The following is an 18,482-nucleotide window of genomic DNA, read 5'->3' on the forward strand; positions in this document are numbered from 1 at the left end:
GCGAATATCTTGTTCGCGCGAATAACGCACTAACGAGTTTAGAAAATTATCAATGCTGCGGCTTCACGAGTGGAAAGAGGATCGTTTCCCTAATCCCAAGACCGGTAAGCGCCATGAGAAGTCGATCAATCCCCATTCCGGTCCCCGTCGTCGGGGGCATCCCCTGCTCCATCGCGGCAAGAAACTCTTCGTCGAGCGCCATTGCCTCGTCGTCGCCGGCCCGCGCAAGCCTGGCCTGGTCGACGAACCGCTCCCGCTGAATGATCGGGTCGATCAATTCTGAATACCCGGTTGCCAATTCGAAACCACGAACATAGAGGTCCCATTTCTCACTGACGCCGGGCTTCGTCCGATGCTCTCGGACCAAAGGCGAGGTCTCCACCGGGAAGTCCCGGACGAAAACCGGTCCCGACAGCGTGTCCCCGACCTGGTGTTCCCACAGTTCTTCGACGAGTTTCCCGTGGCCATAGCCCTTGCCCTCCGGGATCTCGAGCCCAACCCGGGCGCACACCGCCAGCAGGTGTTCCACCGTGGTGGCCGGCGTGATCTCTTCACCGAGGGCCTGCGACAACGACGGATACATCTCGACCGAGGTCCACTCGCCGCGCAGGTCATTGACCGTTCCGTCGGCCATCAACGGCTGCAGCGTGCCCAACGCAGCGAGCGCGACCTCTTGGATGATCTCCCGGATCATCGTGGCCGAGTCGTCGTAGGTGCCGTACGCCTCATACGTCTCGAGCATCGCGAACTCCGGCGAATGGGTGGAGTCGGCACCCTCGTTGCGGAAGTTGCGATTGATCTCGAAGACCTTCTCGATCCCGCCGACCACCGCACGCTTGAGGAAGAGTTCCGGCGCGATGCGCAGGTAGAGGTCGATATCCATGGCATTGGAGTGCGTCACGAACGGACGGGCCGCGGCGCCGCCGTGCAATGTCTGCAGCATCGGTGTCTCGACCTCGAGGAAACCGCGGCGTTCGAGTGCGGCGCGCAACTCTCGCATGACCGCAACCCGGGTCCGGGCCATGGCACGGGCCTCCGGCCGGACGATGAGATCGAGGTAACGCGCACGCACCCGAGCCTCTTCGTTCATCTCTTTGTGTGCCACCGGAAGCGGCCGCAGCGCCTTCGACGCCATCTGCCAGCTGTCCGCGAGAACACTGAGCTCGCCACGGCGGGAACTGATCACCTCACCGTGCACGAAGACAAAATCACCGAGATCGACGTCGGACTTCCACGCCGCGAGGGACTCCTCGCCAACACCGTTGAGGCTGATCATGGCCTGCAACTGCGTGCCGTCACCCTCCTGCAACGTGGCAAAACACAGCTTGCCGGTGTTGCGGACGAAGATCACACGGCCGGCGACACCAACATGGTCGCCCGTGGCGGTGTCGGTCTCGAGGTCGGGGTACTTTGCCCGGACCTGCGCCAATGAATGTGTTCGCGGTACGGAAACCGGGTAGGGCTCGGTTCCTGCCGAGAGCATCCGATCCCGCTTTTCGCGACGGATACGCAGCTGTTCCGGCGTCTGGTCTTTGACAGTGTCTGCATCTGTGTTGGTGCGGCGCTGGCCACGGTCTTCGTTCACGCCAACGACCCTATCGGCCGGAGCGCTTCGCGATCCATTCGCCAAGGTCAAGCGTAGACAAACAGTCACAAACCACAGTCACAAATCCCGGTCCCGCTCCGAGCCGCAACCACTTCCGGCCAGGGCGAGAGGATCAGTGCGCCGAGTAGGCATCCAGCTCGCGCCGGGTGTGCTCGCCGAGTAGACCGGGTGTGACGCCTCGGGCCAATGCCCGCTGACCACCCACGACAAAACGGGCTCCGACGATGCCTCGCGCCTGCAGGTGCCAGGTCAGCATCTCCGCGTCGTGGCCGTCCGCGCCGACCAAGACCCAGCGCGCAGCGGTGGTGGCGCTCGACAAAGAGGCGGGCGAGCCGGGGGTCAAGCGGTCGAGGACGTTCTCGGCGGGAACGGCCAACGCCCCCATGAGGATTCCGTCGGTATCGCGGACACGCTGACTGCGGATGTCGACGGCGATCGCGCCGGCCTGCAAGGCGGGCCCGAACTGATCAGCCGAGATGGAGAGGGGCGCCGCCGCCGGAGCGGACACGGGAGCAGCGGAAGAGATGGGTGCCGTGAGCACAGACATGGTGGGTGCTTTCGAGAATGATCGGCGACAGAGCGCCAGAATCGGATGTTAGGGGTCATCGAGAGGCGTTAGCCCCGACAACACTCCTGACAGCTCCGGTTCATCACGGTCGAGATTCTGCCACATCGATTCGGCTCGCACCAGTGGGGACGATCACAGGACCGGGGCCTGCGAGAGATCAGTGATCTGACCGTGTCTTGCCGCGACTTTCGCGCTGCCGCTCGTAGACCAGCCGCAGACCGTCCAGCGTCAGCGTCGGCTCATGATGCTGCAATGTCTCGCACTCGTCGAACACCAGCGGTGCGAGATACCCCGTGGCGACCACCGCCACATCGTCGGCGGGGCCGAATCCGCGGATCTCCCGACGCACCCGGGTCACCAACCCGTCGACCTGTCCCGCGAATCCGTAGAGGATGCCCGACTGCAACGCCTCGATGGTGTTCTTGCCGACCACACTGCGCGGCGGCAACAACTCCACCTTGCGCAACGTCACCGTCGCGGTGGCCAGCGCCTCCACGGCCAGGTCGATGCCCGGCGCGATGGCGCCGCCGAGGAACTCACCCTTCGCCGAGACCACATCGACCAGGGTTGTCGTCCCGAAATCGACGACGATGCAGGCCCGCCCATAGGCCGTGTAGGCCGCGAGCGCGTTCGCGACCCGGTCGGTGCCGACCTCTTTCGGGTTGTCGACCAACAGCGGAACCCCGGTCCGCACACCGGGTTCAAGGAGAACATGGGGTCCGGCGCCGTAGTACTTCCCGACCATCACGCGCATTTCACGCAGCAGTGATGGCACGGTGGACAGGCCGACCACCGACGTGACCTGGTCGACGTCGGGGCCCAGGAGCCCCCGGAGATTCAGTGCGAGTTCGTCCGCGGTCATCCGCGGTTCGGTCCGCATCCGCCAGTCCCGGATCAGACGGGCATGGTCACCGCGCCCGGAATAGACACCCAGGTGGATGTTGGTGTTACCGACGTCCAGGGCGAGCAGCATGATCAGGCGGTAGCGGAAGACAATGGGGCGGAAGACAATGGGGTGGAGGACAATTCGCGCGGATCCAGGAGCCCGCTGCCTTCCGGGGCATGCGCCGGGTCGGCCCCCAGCTCGAGGATCTTGTTCTGCTCGTCGACGAACACCACCCGTGGGCTGTACTCGAGCAGCTCGCGCTCGTCGAGGCCACCGTAGGCGATCAGGATGACCAGGTCCCCCGGATGCACGAGATGTGCTGCGGCACCGTTGATACCGATGACACCCGAACCGCGCTCACCGGCAATCGTGTACGTCTCCAGACGTGCACCGTTGGTGATGTCGACGATCGAGACCTTCTCGCCTTCGAGCAGGCCCGCGGCGTCGAGTAGATCCTGATCGACCGTCACCGAACCGACGTAATGCAGATCCGCCTGCGTCACGGTGGCGCGGTGGATTTTTGAAGTCATCATCGTGCGAATCATGGTGTGTTCTCTCCTCTTTCGACGAAACCCGTACCTATCGCGACGCCTACGTTGTCGATCAGCCGAGTACTGCCGATCCGAGCTGCGACCAAAAGCCTGCCGTCACCCTTGTCCGGGGGCGCTTCCAAACCCGGGCCACGCACTTCCAGGTAATCGACCTCGATCTCCGGATGTAGTGCGAGCACCTGCCCGGCCGTTTCGAGAATTGCCTGCACACCACCGGCTGCCGCATAGGCACCGGCGACCAGGGCCGCAGACAGGGTCGTGGCCAGCTCACGCTGCGCGGGATCGAGGTACCGGTTACGCGAAGACATTGCGAGCCCGTCGGATTCACGCACGGTCGGCACGCCGACGATGCGGATGTCGAGGTCGAGGTCGCGCACCATCTGCCGGATCAACGTCAGCTGCTGGTAGTCCTTCTCACCGAAGTACGCCTCCATCGGTGCCGCGATGTTGAGCAGCTTGAGCACCACGGTCAGCATCCCGGCAAAGTGGGTCGGCCGTGACGCCCCTTCGAGCTCGGCGCCAAGGGGGCCCGGATGCACGGTGGTCCGAGGACCATTCGGGTACATGTCCGAGACCCGCGGCGCGTAGACCAACTCGACTCCCGCAGCGCGCAACAGATCGCAGTCGGTGTCGAACGTCCGCGGGTAGGCGTCGAGGTCTTCGTCGGCCGAGAACTGCAGCGGGTTCACGAAGATCGAGGTGATCACCACGGCATCACCCTTGGCCTTGGCCGCCCGGATGAGCTCCAGATGACCGGCGTGCAGCGCGCCCATCGTCGGGACCAGCACCACCCGTTTGCCGGTCGACCGCAAGGCCCGGCTGATCTTGTTCAGCATCGCCGGATCGCGGTGGACGGTCAATTTACCTGCCGTATACGGCTTTTCAGAAGTCAGGTCGGTACCCGGCATCAGTGCTCACCTCCGAGGAGCTCGGTCAGATCAGGGGGTGGATCGGTATACGCGGCGGCGCGACGGGCCATCGCCCGGTATCCGTCGGCGATGGCGGGGTCTGCTGCGGTCAGCGCGTCGAGGTGGCGGGCAACCGCAGCGGTGTCGCCGCGCTTGACCGGCCCGGTCAGCGCCGCAGGGCCCATATGCAGGGCATTGTCGAGGGCTGCGGTCAGCAGCGGGCCGAGGAGCCGTTCCGGCCGCACGTCTTGTCCGTCGAGGACCTTGCGCAGGGCGGCTGCGGCGTCACAGACCAGGGCCACCAGATGATTTGCGCCGTGTGCCAATGCCGCGTGATAGAGCGTCCGGTCGGTTTCGTGGACGTGGACCGGTTCACCACCCATCTCCAGCACCAGGGACTGTCCGATGGCCAGACCGATCTCGTCGGCGGCGGTGACCCCGAAACAGCAGTCGTTGAGGCGGTCGGTGTCTTCTCCGGTACCGATGAAGGTCATCGCCGGATGAAGGGCCAGTGGCAACGCTCCGGCGTCGGTGAGGGGATCGAGAATGCGAACGCCGTTGGCTCCGGCGGTATGGGCGACAATCGTGCCCGGCCGAACCGAGCCGGACGCGGCGAAGTCGGCGATGAGCAGCGGGAGTTGATCGTCGGGTACTGCCAGAATCAGCAGTTCGCACCGCGCCGCGACTTCACGCGGGGCAAGGATCTCTGATTCGGGCAGTCGTTCGGCGGCCCGACGCCGCGACTGTGGCGACGAAGCTGCAACCGCTCCGACCACGTGTTCGGCACGTTCGAGCGCCTCACCGATGGTTGTGCCCACACGGCCCGCCGACACGATGCCCACCGTCAGGCGGGCAGGCGCGGGCCAGTTGGTAATCCCGGTCGAGGTCACCGATGTCCTCCATCATTCGTTCCAGTCCCACCGAACCCGTCCAACCGGATGATTGATCACGGCCGAAAGAGTCGATTTCGGGTACCAGACGTCTCGCAGCGAGGATAGATCCCGCAGCGTCGAAACCGCCAACCGCTGTGATCGGCCTCACCGAAATGCATATCGGCCGTGGTGGCCAGAACCCGGCCGCGCACTACCGGTTGTCGAACCGATCGGACTCAGTCGCGGCGGCGACGGCGCCCTGAGCTGGGGGAAGAACCTGCAAACCCCTGGAGCAGTTCCGAGACCGAACGGCCGGATTCATGAGCCCCTGAGTGATCGGGCGAACCTTCGCCCTCGGCCAGCAGAGCATCGGGGATGGCATCCTCGGGCGGTGCGACTTCCCATTCATCGGTCGGGTTGTCATCGGCAAAACCTTCGGGGTCCGCAGCGTCCTCGGCGGGCTCATCAGCACGACGACGCCTACCCGAGGCACGGGGTTCGGACTCCGAGGCCGGTTCGGCAGTGCTGTCATCGGCCGATTCGTCGACCAGCTCGGCGACGATCTCTTCGTCTTCGTCTTCGTCCTCGGCCTCGGCCGGTTCGGCTGTGGCCGGCTCGGGCTCGGCGGGCAGTGGCTCCTCGGCGGCGATCACCGGAAAGACCTCTGTCATGTCGTCACCCCCACGTGGGGAGTCGTCGGCAGGCGGTGCCGTGGACGCGAAGTCCTGTTCGGCAAGCGCGCCGTCATCGACGAGACCACTCGGGTACTCGGCGAAACCGGAGGCATATGCGGCATCCGGACGATTGAGCCAACTGGATCCGTTCTCCAGCTCGGGTAGCTTCTCGCGGAAGAGCGCGATGCGATCTTCCGGCAGTTCGCCGAGGATCTGCTCCAAACTCTCACGAAGCGACTGCAGCTCGGTCTTGAGCGCGGCGAGTTCGGAACCGGATTCGGCGCTGACCTCGCGGCGAACCTGGGTCTCGACACCGAGTTCGTACTGGCGGCGGGCGGTGATCTCGCGCTCGAGCTGCAATTCGTAGACCAACCGCAGATCACGGGCCTTCGCGTCCGCGGAATCTGCGGCGCGACGGTATTTGGTCACCAGGATGGCGCCGATGACCGCAGCCCACAGCGCGGTGATGACGGCCAGCGAACCGGCCACGCTCATCTCCGAGGTGACGATCATGAACACGCTCGAACCGAGAGCGAGCAGCAGCAAAGCGCCGATGAGCCATTGGCCCGGACCACGACGAGTCCTTCTGGCGTCAGCCGAGCGGCCAGCGGAGGTGGTCATGGGGCAAACATACCGGGCTGCGGCGGACGAATTCGCCATCTCACCCGGCAAGTCCTGTTATAGACGGTCATGATGATTGTCACCGCCGATCAGGCGGGGAGATCCTCGGACGGATCATCAGGCGCGCGACAGCAATATTCGAGCCACAACGCCGCGACCGCAAGCAGGATTGCACCGATCAACCCGACGATCGCGCTCGGCAGATCCTCCCGCGCGGCGGCCAGTTCACTTTGTCGTGTCAGGAGATAGACGAGCGTCCCGGCCCACACACCCGTTGCGAGCGCACCGAGGATCGCCGACGCCTTGGCCAGTGCCAGAACCCGCGCCGCGGTGATCGGATGCAACTGTCCGTGGTGCGCCCCGACCTCGCGGTCCCGGACGCGCGAACGGACAACGAATGCGATCACAACTTCAAGGGCGGCAAGCAGATACAGCACCACACCGGCCAGCAATGGCAGTGGTGGCATCGAACCGTAACTGACGCGGACCAGCAGGAACACCACCACGGCGGCAACCGCGGCCAAGGCCGACAGATCACGGACCCGGGTCGGACCCATCTTGCCGTCATCGGACTGCTGCCGCGGATTTCGCCGGTTCATCGGCCCGTGTCCGCCTCGTCGCGGCCGGCGACCACAAGTTGCCGGTCGGTGCGGTGCACCCCAGATCGCTCGTCGTCCGGTAGTGCCGCAAGCAGATCGGCCACCGGGGTCGCTGCGCCGTCGTGCCACAGCGTCGCCGCCGGATCAACATCGCGCCACGGGGCCAGGACAAACGCGCGTTGCGACGCTCTCGGATGCGGCAGCGTCAGGGTCGGATCATCAGAGATGACATCGCGGCCCGCACTGGTCACCGAGATGACGTCGACATCCAGAGTTCTTGGACCCCAATGCTGTTCGCGGATCCGCTGCGCCTGCTGCTCGAGCTCCTGCCCGGCGGCCAGCCAGTCGGCGGCCTCCCGGTTCGGATCATCGACCACCACAACAGCATTGAAGAAGTCCTGCTGCTCCACACCACCCCAGGGCGCGGTCGAGTAGACGGCGGAGGTCGCCACCACCACATCGGCGAGCCCGTCGCAGACCGACTGCAGATGCGCCATCCGATCCCCGATGTTGGAGCCGATCGAGAGCACCGCACGGCTCACGGTGTTGCCCCACTCATTGCATGCCCTTACGGGACCGCCTGGCCACCACCGCAACATCGTCGAACGTCAGCGGGATCGGCGCGGACGGCTTGTGAAGCGTCACTTCGCACGCCGCCACCTGCTCCGTTTCGAGCATCACCGTGTCGGCGATTTCGGCGGCCACCGTCTCGATCAGATTCCGCGGGGTTCCCGCGATGATGTCGTGCGCGGTCTGAGCCAGTGCGCCGTAGTCGACCGTGTCGGCAAGGTCATCGGTGGCCGCAGCGACCCGCGAGTCGACCCACAGGATCACATCGACGATGAAGTCCTGGCCATCGGTGCGCTCATGGTCGAACACGCCATGGTTGCCCCGGACCTTCAACCCGCGCAACTCGATTCGGTCAGCCATTGCGCCCCTTCGTATCGACTTGTTCGTTCACAACCGGAGATCCCCCGGCGTTCCATGCCTTCGCAACGGCGATCGCATCGCGACTCGACGCCACGTCGTGTACCCGAACACCCCACGCGCCGTGGGCCGCAGCCAGCGCACTGAGTGCGGCCGTGGCCACTTCCCGTCCAGCAGGCGGCCTCGGATTCCCATCGGCGTCGGCGAGAAGGGTCCCCAGGAAACGCTTCCGGGAAGCCCCGATGAGCACCGGGAACCCCAACTCCAGGAACTCGGGTAGACGCTGCAACAACGCCCAGTTGTGTTCGCCTGTCTTCGCAAAGCCCAGTCCGGGGTCGAGGATCAGCGCACCGGGATCGACACCGGCCTTCACGGCGGCGTCGACCTGCTCGAGGAGTTCGCTTCTGACCTCGGACACCACATCGCCATATCCGGCAGCTCTACCCGAATGCGCCCAGTCGGCATCCGTCGGCCGCCAGTGCATCAGGATCCAGGGTGACCCCGATTCCGCGACGACCTTGGCCATGTCGGGATCGGCGCGGCCACCGGAGACGTCGTTGATGATGCCGACCCCGGCCGACAACGCGGCCTCCGCGACCCGGGCCCGCATCGTGTCGACCGACGTCACGATCCCGCGTGCCGACAGGCCTTCGATCACCGGCCGGACGCGCGCGATCTCCAATTCGGAGTCGACCCGCTGGGCACCCGGTCGCGTTGATTCACCACCGACGTCGATGATGTCCGCGCCGTCGGCCACCAGAGCAACACCGTGCTCGATGGCTGCGTCGACATCGAGATACCGACCGCCGTCCGAGAAGGAATCGGCGGTCACATTGACCACGCCCATGATGACCGTGTTCACGACGCCCGAACCCTTCATGACGGCACTGTCTTGCAGCACTAGCTCTTTCGGGAAATCAGATCCAGTGCTTCTCCACGCGAGATCGCACTGGTCTTGAACTGCCCGCGGACCGCCGAGGTGGTGGTCGTGGCACCCGGCTTACGGATACCGCGCATCGCCATGCACAAGTGCTCGGCCTCGATCACGACGATGACACCGCGCGGATCGAGCCTCCGGACGATTGCGTCGGCGATCTGTGTGGTGAGCCGCTCCTGGACCTGCGGCCTGCGGGCATACAGGTCGACAACCCGGGCAAGCTTCGACAAGCCGGTGACCTGACCGCTGGCACCGGGGATGTAACCGACATGGGCGACACCGTGAAACGAGACCAGGTGATGCTCGCAGGTCGAGTACATCGGGATGTCCTTGACCAGGACCAATTCGTCGTGCCCGACATCGAATGTGGTCGCGAGGACCTCATCGGGATCGGTGTGCAGGCCGCCGAACATCTCCTGGTAGGCCCGGGCCACCCGGGCCGGAGTCTCCTTCAGCCCATCACGTTCCGGGTCCTCGCCGACAGCAATGAGAAGTTCTCGAACAGCGCGCTCGGCACGCTCAGCATCAAAAGGGGCAATCGCGGTGCAGTCTTCGCGGTACGTCATTGTCCATTCTGTCCGGTTGAGGGCGGTTGGCCGTTCTGGCCTTCATCGCCCTGGCCGCCACCGTTGTGTCCGCCGCCGTGTCCGTCACCGTTGTGATGTCCGTTTGCCGGAGGCCGACCATAGGGGTTGTGCGGTTGTGCATAAGGATTCCCTGGTGCCTGTGGGTAACCACCATTGGGGTACCCACCACCGGGTTGCCCGTTCGGCTGGCCACCGCCCTGGGGGCCACCGCTCGGAGAGTTACCAGGGGGCCATCCCGGTGCCGACCACCCGGCCGGAGCACCGTAATCAGGACGGGTTCCACCCGAAGTCGCACCCGGCTGCTGCTGACCCGGTCCGGGCTGCGCATGCGAACCCGTTTTTGTCAGCTCCGGCGTTTTCGGGGCCTCGGGCGGCCACGGCTCGCCGCGTTCCTTGGCCAGCTCACCGGGGGTCTTGACCGGCGGCTTGTCGCTGGGGGTGCGCTCACCGAAGTCGTTGAACGTGGTGATGCGGGGACGCTTTGAGACCTTGTCGAAGATCTTCTCGAGGTCCTTGCGGGTCAGCGTCTCGCGTTCGAGCAGCTGGGTCGCGAGTTCATCGAGGGTGTCCCGGTACTCGGTGAGGATGGCCCAGGCCTCGGTGTGCGCGGCCTCGATCAGGCGACGCACCTCGTCGTCGATCTCGCTGGCAACCTCGGGCGAGTAATCCGCATGCGTGCCCATCGATCGGCCCAGGAACGGATCGCCCTGCTCCTGGCCATAGCGAACGGCGCCCAAGCGGGCACTCATGCCGTACTCGGTCACCATCGCGCGGGCGATCTTGGTCGCTTGATCGATGTCGGACGAAGCTCCGGTGGTCGGCTCGTGGAACACCAGTTCCTCGGCAGCGCGCCCACCCATCGCCATCACCAGACGAGCGATCATCTCCGACCGTGTCATCAGGTCTTTGTCCTGCTCGGGCACGGCCAGAGCATGTCCGCCGGTACGACCGCGGGCCAGGATGGTCACCTTGTAGATCGGGTCGAGATCGGGCATCGCCCACGCGGCCAGGGTGTGTCCACCCTCGTGGTACGCCACGATCTTCTTCTCGTGTTCGCTGATGATCCGGCTCTTACGACGCGGACCACCGATGACGCGATCGACCGACTCTTCGAGGAGTTCGGCGGTGATCGTGGTGCGGTTTTCGCGAGCCGCGAGCAATGCGGCCTCGTTGATGACGTTCGCCAGGTCGGCGCCGGACATGCCGGGTGTGCGCTTGGCCAGACCGTCGAGGTCGGCGTCGGCGTCGATCGGCTTGCCCTGGGCGTGGACGTTCAGGATCGCCCGGCGTCCGGCCATATCGGGGTTGCTGACCGGGATCTGGCGGTCGAAGCGGCCCGGACGCAGCAGCGCCGGGTCGAGGATGTCGGGACGGTTGGTCGCCGCGATCAGGATGACGCCCGAACGCTCACCGAATCCGTCCATCTCCACCAGCAACTGGTTGAGGGTCTGCTCGCGCTCGTCATGACCACCGCCGAGGCCGGCACCACGCTGGCGGCCGACCGCATCGATCTCGTCGACGAAGATGATGCAAGGACTGTTGTTCTTGGCCTGCTCGAACATGTCACGCACTCGCGAGGCACCGACGCCGACGAACATCTCGACGAAATCCGAACCGGAGATCGTGAAGAACGGGACACCGGCCTCACCGGCAACCGCGCGTGCGAGCAGCGTCTTGCCGGTTCCGGGTGGGCCGTAGAGCAGCACACCCCTGGGGATCTTGGCGCCGAGTGCCTGGTAGCGGGCCGGGTTCTGCAGGAAGTCTTTGATCTCGAAGAGTTCTTCGACGGCTTCATCGGCACCGGCGACATCTGAGAACGTGGTGGACGGCATGTCTTTGGTGAGCTGTTTGGCCTTGGACTTCCCGAAGCCCATGACACCGCCCTTGCCACCACCTTGCATCCGGCTCATCACGAAGAAGAACAACCCGAACAGCAAGACCAGCGGCAGGATGAAGATCAGCATCTGCATCAGGAACGAGTCTTTGTTGACGTTCGTCTGATACGTCGCACCGGTGTCGTTGACGCGGTTGAAGATCTCTTCGGTGGCTTGCGCCGGGTACTTCGCCGAGATCTTCTTCTCACCGTCCGTCTGACTCGGATCCTTGATCGTCATCCGCAGCGTCTGCTCGCGGTCGTCGATCTGCACCTCGTCCACGTTCTTGGTGTTGAGCTGCGTAATCGCCACCGACGTGTCGACGGCCTTGTAGTCACGATTGTTGTCCCGTAGCAGGGTCCAACCCCAGATCGCCAGCACGATAACGGCCACGATCGCCAGATTGCGAAAGACAGTCTTACGGTTCATTGAGGTGTGTCAGCCGAGACCGAGAGCCACGTCTGTGGCTCTCGCTGTGATTTCGGCGCGTCCTTCCAGTCGGGATATCTGAGTTCTCAGGCTACCCGTCAACGATTCACCATGGTCAGGCGTTCCCTAGGAGCGCAATTGCAGGTCAATCCATCGGGTGCCCGCTTACGCTTCTCACACTTGCGCGGCCTGCAGACCACGCGGGCGTGATACCGATGAGCGGGCGCGGTCAGAAGCCGGGTGCGACCCTCTGCCAGGGACGGGCGCCTTCGATCTGGGCAGCCAAGGTCAGCAGGCGCGCTTCGGATCCGGGCCTGCCTGCGAAGTGCACGGCAAGGGGGGTGCGGGTGACCGGGTGAACGCCGAAGGGGACCGACATCGCCGGCCAGCCCAGGAGATTGAAGAGCCCGCAGAAGGGGGCATAGCCGACGTTGGCCCACATGTTCGCGGCCCAACTCGCCGAACTCCATTGCTTCGCCGCAGGCGGAGACGTCGCCAATGCCGGGGTCAGGAGCACATCGGCCTTGTTGCGGTCGAGGTATGCGAGGACTTTCTTCTCGATCTTGTCGACCTGACTGTCGTTCACCAGATCGAAACGGGTCACAGTCCGCCCGAGTGACGTATGGACTTTGCTGCGCCGCTGCAGCTTGTCCAGATCCCCACCGGCCGCCTCGATGTCATCGGCATCGGCGGCCGCACCGGCAAGCCAACGCATCAGCAGGGGCGCGGGATTCGCGGGGTACGGCAGGTCTGCGTGCGGCACCCGGTGACCGAGGTCGGCCAGCAGTGAACTGCAACTCTCCTGCGCCTGCGCCCAATGTTTGTCGGTCTTGCCGACGGCAAGGGGAAAGTTCTCGGCCACGACGATGCCAAGCGATCCCGGATCTGTCGACAGACCCGCCTTCGCCAGATCTGGCGCATCGGCCATCACCGAGAGCATCAGTGCCGCGTCGGCGACCGTGGTGGCCAGTGGCCCGTTCTCACTCATGCCGAACCAGCCGTTGCCACCAAACTCGGACGGCACCACGCCCCGCCCCGGTTTGATGCCGAAGACTCCGCAGTCTGCCGCCGGTATCCGGATCGAGCCCAGCCCATCGTTGCCGTGGGCGATGTCGACCTGGCCACTGGCAACGGCGGCGGCCGATCCGCCCGACGAACCGCCAGGGGTTCGCTTGGTATTCCAGGGATTACGCGAAATGGTGGCCTGATTATCCGTGGTCCCCCACATACACAATTCCGGAACTGCGGTGGTCCCGATGACAATCGCCCCGGCCGCACGCAATCTCCGAACAACGGTGTGGTTGGTCAACTGCGGCGCACGGCTGGTGGCCTGCGATCCGACCGTCATGATTTCACCGGCGATCGGAATATTGTCCTTGATCGCCACCGGCACACCTGCCAACGGCAATTCAGCAAGTTGTGGATGCGCGGTCAAAACCTCGGCTTCGGAAACAGCCCGGTCGGCCCGGACCGCGACAAAAGCACCCAGTTCCGAATCGCGCTGTGAGATCCGGGCCAGCGCCTCCCGGGTGACCTCGACTGGGTCAAGCCGTCCCGCGCGTACTCCGGCGGCGGTCTGGACTGCAGTCATCGATCACCTTTTAGTCTGTGTAGACGGACGGATGCAAGCGGCCGACGTACGGCAGGTCGCGGTAGCGCTCGGCGTAGTCGAGACCGTATCCGACGACGAACTCGTTGGGGATGTCGAATCCGACATCGGCCACATGTACGTCCGCGCGGACCGCATCTGGTTTGCGCAGCAGTGTGCACACCTCCAGAGACCGCGGGTGGCGGGTGCGGAGGTTCTTGATCAGCCAGGACAGGGTCAATCCCGAATCGATGATGTCCTCGACGATCACGACGTCGCGATCGTTGATGTCGCGGTCGAGGTCCTTGAGAATCCGCACCACGCCCGACGACGATGTCGACGAGCCGTACGAACTCACGGCCATGAACTCGAGCTGCGAAGGGATCGGCAACGCCCGGGCGAAGTCGGTCATGAACATGACCGCCCCCTTGAGGACCCCGATCAGAACGAGGTCGTCCGGAGCGTCCCGGTAGCGCGAGGCGACCGTCTCGGCCAACTCGATGGTCCGCTGCCTGATCTGCTCCTCTGTGACCACTACCGCTTCGATGTCATTGCCGTATGGATCACGCTGCGCCGTCACAAGGGACATCATGCCTCAAACGCCATGACAGCAATTGCAGGGGGCAACAACCCACCAAAGCATCGCGAAGTCCACCGAACGGATGATTTCCACCATCGCGAGTTTTTCGCAATCACAGTTTTGTTTTACTGATTGCGCGCGACACCGAAGCACACAAGATCCACGAGCCGTTTCGAAATACGGTCAGGGGGAGCGATCGGCGAAAGTCGGACAGCTTTCGGTTGAATCGAAATTGGGCACGTGGCGAAAATCAATCACCTTTCGGGTGACGCTTCACACCCGCCCAAAACCCCTCAGGACGTACCCATGAAACGCAGAAATGGATTCATCGCACTCATTGCATCAGCCGTCACCGCCGCCGGCTTCCTGACAGCAATACCGGCAAATGCCGCACCGGCCAATGACATCAACTATCAGGCCGACATCGTCGGGGGCGACCAGATCGTCCTTTCGACAGACATCGGGTCACTGCGTACCAACGACGGTCAGCTCGAGATCGTCGACGCCACCGGCAACGTGGCTGCCACCGTTCCGCTGTTCTTCAACCTCGACAACCAACAGTTCCCGATCGCGGCGAATGTGGACGGCCGCACGGCCACCCTCACACCGGTTGTCGATCCGGCCGCGGCCACCCCGGTCGCCGCGCCCACGACCCGAGAAGAACGCGACATGCAGGCGCTGGAGACGCTCGGCACCTACATATCGGTGTCCGTGGCGATCGGCGGGTTGGTCGGCACCATCATCGGCGCCGGGATCGGTTGTGTCCTCGGACTGCCTGCCGTTGTAGCCGGTTGCCTACCGGGTGCCGTCACCGGAGCCGGTATCGGCGGCGTCCTCGGCACGATCGCGGTCGGCGGACCCACCCTGATCGGCGCTGCGATCCAGTACTTCAACACGATCAATTCGCCCTTCGTGGCACCGGCACCCTGATCCGGCGCGATTCAACGCTCGCGGCGCTCGACGACAAGTCGGGCGCCGCGTCTGCTCACCTGGGTACGAAACTGCGGCCGGCCACCGATCGCCACCGCTCCCTGGCCTCGCCACCGCATGACCAACGCGTCGACCGCCTGAACCACGGCGTCGGTGGGCTCGGTGGCGCCATTGGCCAGCAACCACCGTCGCAGCAGGCGCAGCCGGATGGCACCCGGCAGCGCCGCGAGGTCGGCATAATCCACCTCAACGCCGTCGACAAGCGCGGCGTGGTCATCGACCATCCCTTCGACCACGTCGACGTCGAGCTGCAGCTGCCGCGCGGTCCGCGCCAATGCCTCGGCGACGCCCCCTTGCAGCACCTCCTCGAGCAGTGGCATCACCTCACGCCGCAACCGGACGCGAGTGAACCGCGGATCCCGGTTGTGCGGATCCTTGTACGGGGTCACATCGAGTTCGACGCAGGCGGCCACCGCGACCGAGCGTCGTACACCGAGGAGCGGCCGCCCGAACGGTGGCGCCCACGGCCGCATCCCGGCCACGGACCGGGCTCCCGACCCGCGCGCGAAACCCAGCAGTACGGTTTCGGCCTGGTCGTCGAGTGTGTGACCGAGAAGGACCGGTCGATCAGCGCGATGCGCGTCGAAAGCTGCGTACCGAGCGCGACGGGCCGCCGCTTCCGGACCACCGGCACCGGCAACGTCCACCCCGACGATCACCGGTTGCGCACCAAGCGCCGCTGCCATCGCCGCCGCCTTTTCGGCGACCACGTCCGAACCGGCCTGCAAACGGTGGTCGACGATCAGGGCCCGCACGTCCAGGCCCGCCCGCACGGCAGCCGCGGTCAGCGCGGTCGAATCAGGGCCCCCAGACAACCCCACGCACACCTGCGGCCCGGTCAGATACTCGCGGGCGAAAACCTTTACCGCCCTGGTGATCTCGGAGACCGCTCCGGAGTTCACAACACGCGATCGATCCACGCCCGGGGGGTTTCGATCTCAGCGGGCGTCGGCATCGTCTCCGGGCCGGTCCAGATCGCGTTGAAGCGGGTCATGCCGACCGTCTCGACCACTTCGTCCACAAATGCCTTGCCCCGCGTGTACTGGGCGATCTTCGCGTCCATGCCCATCAACGTGCGCAGCAGCCGCTGTACGGGGTTCTGAGGCCTGGCCCGACGCTTGTCGAATGCGGTACGAATCCGGTCGACGGTCGGCACCTTGGCCGGACCCACCGCGTCCATCACGTGGTCGGCGTGGCCTTCGAGGAGCGTGCCGAGCATCATCATCCGGCTGAACGCTTCGTACTGCTCCGGGGACTGCAGGAGCTGCATCGCGCCGACAATTCCTTTTTCCCTCGGGAGATCGCTGCGGAGCGCGGCGCTGATCCGCGACACCATCTCACCGGTGGACTCGACATCCTCGGAAGTGAGCGCCTCGACGTTCGACTGCATGTAGTCACGCAGCCAGGGGTTCGCCGAGAACTGCACCCGATGGGTCACCTCGTGCAGGCACACCCAGAGCCGGAAGTCGGCCGGTACCACCCGCAACCCACGCTCGACCGCGATGATGTTGGGGGTCACCAGCATCAGCACGCCGTCGTGTCCGCTGATCGGATCCGGGGTGAACGGGTCGTACTGACCCAGGATGGCGCTCGACATCAGGGCCAGCAGTCCACCGGCCTGCAGACCCGCGATTCGTCCGGTCACCCCGGGCTTTTCGTCGGGTTCACCGGGGTCGAGCATCGCCGCCATCGACAGTGCCGCCGCCTCGATCCATTCGCCGCGGTCGAGTACCCGCGCTGCGGGCACCGGAAGTCCGTCGGCCAGCCCGGTGACCTCCCGAACCGGCACTTCGGACGCCACTGCCGACGCCGCCAGCTCGTTGCGGGCGGCTTCGGCCGTGTAGGCCGTGGTCAGCGGACCGGGCCGGGCGATCTTCTTGCCCACCGACGCGGCGAGCTCCCAGTCGATACTCATCGGCATCCGCAATCACGCAAGGCCGCGGCGACCGCATCGAGCGCGGGCCGGGCCTCGGTCGGCCCGGTGCCATTGGACATCAGAGCAAAACTGAGCACGCGTCCTTCTTTCGTCTGCACCACTCCGGCCAACGCACTGGCGACCGTCAATGTTCCGGTCTTTGCGCGGATCCACCCGGCACCGTCGGCGTTCTCGAGAACAAAACGCTCCGCCAGGGTGCCGGTCGCACCGGCCACCGGCAGCATGTCCAGCAGCGGCCGCAGCTTCGGCTGGGCTGTCCCGGCTCCGGCGCCGGTCACCTTGTCGAGCAACCCGGCCGAAATTCTGTTGTCCTCGGATAGGCCGCTGACATCCCCGAAGACCGTGCCATCCATGTTGAAACCGTTATCACTCAGAACTTTTCGAACAGCTTCGATACCTCCGGCCAGCGTCGGCCTGCCGCCGATCGCCTTGGAGATCTCAATGGACGTGGTCTCGGCGAGCACGTTGTCGCTGGCACGCATCATGTCCCCGAGTCGGGTCACCAGGGGCGCCGACGTGACGGTGGCGATCACGGCGCCGCCTGCCGGAGCAGTTGCCTGGACCACGGGGTTCTCGACGCCGAGCGCCGCGGCCAGTGCCGTCCCGGCGGCCAGTGCCGGGGTCGGGGTCCGCGGCGAATCGATCTCCAGCGGATCGATTCGCCCGGAATCGGCGATGAGCGATTCGATCGGTGTGATGTTGCCGTCGGCGATGTCCACCGGATCCCAACTCGACGCCATCGTCGGACCGGAGAAGGCACTGGTGTCGACCGCCACCGAGGTGACATCGATACCGGCCTTCTCGATCTGATCGGCCAGCGCGGCGATCCGCGGGGCATCGGTGAAGAACGTCTCCTGCCCCTCTGGTTGCGCGGACAGCGTCGGGTCGCCCGCGCCAACCAGGATCACCTGTCCGTCGGCACCGGCAACCACCGTGGTCGAGATCCGCTGATCATGCGGCAACGCCAGCAAAGCGGCCGCCGTGGTGAGGATCTTGATCGTCGAAGCCGGCACCATCGGGCGGTTCGGGGTCTGCGACCAGAGTGTCTGACCGGTGAGCGCATCGGAGACCTCGCCCGACAGCTCGCCCAGACCCGGGTTCGACAGCACCTCCGACAGAGCGGCAGCGATCCCGGCCGACGTGGGCAGCGGCGCATCGGTGGCCACCGGGCTGATCTGCGGGACAAGCGATACCGGCGACGGCTGCGCGGAGGCACCCGCAGGCAGACTGTTGTGCTTCTCGTCCACACGCAACGCGATGACCAGTACAATCGCCGCGACGACGATCAGTACAACCACCGGTAGTAGCGTCCACAGGAGCCCCTTGCGACTCGGCGAACTGCCTGGCAC

19 protein-coding genes are annotated in these 18,482 nt (G+C 65.1%); 1 reads left to right on the forward strand and 18 read right to left on the reverse strand.

Going from position 1 to position 18,482, the window contains the following annotated elements:
• Positions 1–49: 49 nt before the first annotated feature.
• The 15 genes from lysS to hpt all read right to left on the reverse strand — a co-directional run bounded on the left by lysS (position 50) and on the right by hpt (position 14,219).
• On the reverse strand, positions 50–1,585 hold the full coding sequence (gene lysS / locus AC1TQG_RS05275) for a lysine--tRNA ligase (RefSeq protein WP_482135877.1): 1,536 nt from the start codon (positions 1,583–1,585) through the stop codon (positions 50–52).
• Positions 1,586–1,718: 133 nt separating this feature from the next.
• Positions 1,719–2,153, reverse strand: a complete 435-nt coding sequence (locus AC1TQG_RS05280; protein ID WP_482135878.1) for a hypothetical protein — start codon at positions 2,151–2,153, stop codon at positions 1,719–1,721.
• 178 nt (positions 2,154–2,331) lie between these two features.
• Positions 2,332–3,147 carry a type III pantothenate kinase gene (locus AC1TQG_RS05285; RefSeq protein ID WP_482135879.1) on the reverse strand — a complete coding sequence of 272 codons (816 nt, stop codon included), beginning with the start codon at positions 3,145–3,147 and terminating at the stop codon, positions 2,332–2,334.
• Between the two features lie 2 nt (positions 3,148–3,149).
• Positions 3,150–3,605 carry an aspartate 1-decarboxylase gene (panD, locus tag AC1TQG_RS05290; RefSeq protein ID WP_482135880.1) on the reverse strand — a complete coding sequence of 152 codons (456 nt, stop codon included), beginning with the start codon at positions 3,603–3,605 and terminating at the stop codon, positions 3,150–3,152.
• Positions 3,602–4,519, reverse strand: coding sequence for a pantoate--beta-alanine ligase (gene panC, locus AC1TQG_RS05295; RefSeq protein ID WP_482135881.1), 918 nt, complete (start codon positions 4,517–4,519; stop codon positions 3,602–3,604). The genes panD and panC overlap by 4 nt, the downstream gene beginning before the upstream one ends.
• On the reverse strand, positions 4,519–5,409 hold the full coding sequence (locus AC1TQG_RS05300; protein WP_482135882.1) for a Rossmann-like and DUF2520 domain-containing protein: 891 nt from the start codon (positions 5,407–5,409) through the stop codon (positions 4,519–4,521). The genes panC and AC1TQG_RS05300 overlap by 1 nt, the downstream gene beginning before the upstream one ends.
• 218 nt (positions 5,410–5,627) lie before the next feature.
• On the reverse strand, positions 5,628–6,686 hold the full coding sequence (locus AC1TQG_RS05305; RefSeq protein ID WP_482135883.1) for a DUF6779 domain-containing protein: 1,059 nt from the start codon (positions 6,684–6,686) through the stop codon (positions 5,628–5,630).
• 89 nt (positions 6,687–6,775) lie between these two features.
• Positions 6,776–7,285 (reverse strand): DUF3180 domain-containing protein, encoded by a 510-nt coding sequence (locus AC1TQG_RS05310; RefSeq protein ID WP_482135884.1) that lies wholly within the window; start codon positions 7,283–7,285, stop codon positions 6,776–6,778.
• Positions 7,282–7,827, reverse strand: a complete 546-nt coding sequence (gene folK / locus AC1TQG_RS05315; protein ID WP_482135885.1) for a 2-amino-4-hydroxy-6-hydroxymethyldihydropteridine diphosphokinase — start codon at positions 7,825–7,827, stop codon at positions 7,282–7,284. The genes AC1TQG_RS05310 and folK overlap by 4 nt, the downstream gene beginning before the upstream one ends.
• Positions 7,828–7,840: 13 nt before the next feature.
• Positions 7,841–8,215 carry a dihydroneopterin aldolase gene (gene folB, locus AC1TQG_RS05320; RefSeq protein ID WP_482135886.1) on the reverse strand — a complete coding sequence of 125 codons (375 nt, stop codon included), beginning with the start codon at positions 8,213–8,215 and terminating at the stop codon, positions 7,841–7,843.
• On the reverse strand, positions 8,208–9,092 hold the full coding sequence (folP, locus tag AC1TQG_RS05325) for a dihydropteroate synthase (protein WP_482135887.1): 885 nt from the start codon (positions 9,090–9,092) through the stop codon (positions 8,208–8,210). Before folP ends, folB begins: the two co-directional genes overlap by 8 nt.
• Positions 9,093–9,112: 20 nt before the next feature.
• On the reverse strand, positions 9,113–9,715 hold the full coding sequence (gene folE / locus AC1TQG_RS05330; RefSeq protein WP_482135888.1) for a GTP cyclohydrolase I FolE: 603 nt from the start codon (positions 9,713–9,715) through the stop codon (positions 9,113–9,115).
• The gene (gene ftsH / locus AC1TQG_RS05335; protein WP_482135889.1) at positions 9,712–12,039 is read right to left on the reverse strand and encodes an ATP-dependent zinc metalloprotease FtsH; all 2,328 of its coding nucleotides are present in this window, start codon (positions 12,037–12,039) and stop codon (positions 9,712–9,714) included. The genes folE and ftsH overlap by 4 nt, the downstream gene beginning before the upstream one ends.
• A 229-nt stretch (positions 12,040–12,268) precedes the next feature.
• Positions 12,269–13,630 (reverse strand): amidase, encoded by a 1,362-nt coding sequence (locus tag AC1TQG_RS05340; protein ID WP_482135890.1) that lies wholly within the window; start codon positions 13,628–13,630, stop codon positions 12,269–12,271.
• A 10-nt stretch (positions 13,631–13,640) separates the two neighbouring features.
• The gene (gene hpt, locus AC1TQG_RS05345) at positions 13,641–14,219 is read right to left on the reverse strand and encodes a hypoxanthine phosphoribosyltransferase (RefSeq protein ID WP_482135891.1); all 579 of its coding nucleotides are present in this window, start codon (positions 14,217–14,219) and stop codon (positions 13,641–13,643) included.
• A 294-nt stretch (positions 14,220–14,513) separates the two neighbouring features.
• Between hpt and AC1TQG_RS05350 the strand changes: the two genes are divergently transcribed.
• Positions 14,514–15,137: a DUF8020 domain-containing protein gene (locus AC1TQG_RS05350; protein ID WP_482135892.1), complete on the forward strand. Its 624-nt coding sequence runs from the start codon at positions 14,514–14,516 to the stop codon at positions 15,135–15,137.
• An 11-nt stretch (positions 15,138–15,148) separates the two neighbouring features.
• Here AC1TQG_RS05350 and tilS read toward each other — a convergent pair whose 3' ends face one another.
• From tilS to dacB, 3 genes are read right to left on the reverse strand one after another with little or no spacing between them, the layout of a single operon-like run.
• On the reverse strand, positions 15,149–16,117 hold the full coding sequence (tilS, locus tag AC1TQG_RS05355; protein ID WP_482135893.1) for a tRNA lysidine(34) synthetase TilS: 969 nt from the start codon (positions 16,115–16,117) through the stop codon (positions 15,149–15,151).
• Positions 16,096–17,112: a zinc-dependent metalloprotease gene (locus AC1TQG_RS05360; protein WP_482135894.1), complete on the reverse strand. Its 1,017-nt coding sequence runs from the start codon at positions 17,110–17,112 to the stop codon at positions 16,096–16,098. The genes tilS and AC1TQG_RS05360 overlap by 22 nt, the downstream gene beginning before the upstream one ends.
• Positions 17,109–18,431, reverse strand: a complete 1,323-nt coding sequence (gene dacB, locus AC1TQG_RS05365) for a D-alanyl-D-alanine carboxypeptidase/D-alanyl-D-alanine endopeptidase (RefSeq protein ID WP_482135895.1) — start codon at positions 18,429–18,431, stop codon at positions 17,109–17,111. Before dacB ends, AC1TQG_RS05360 begins: the two co-directional genes overlap by 4 nt.
• Positions 18,432–18,482: the final 51 nt, after the last annotated feature.

The sequence above is a fragment of the Williamsia sp. Y844 genome (assembly GCF_056786475.1).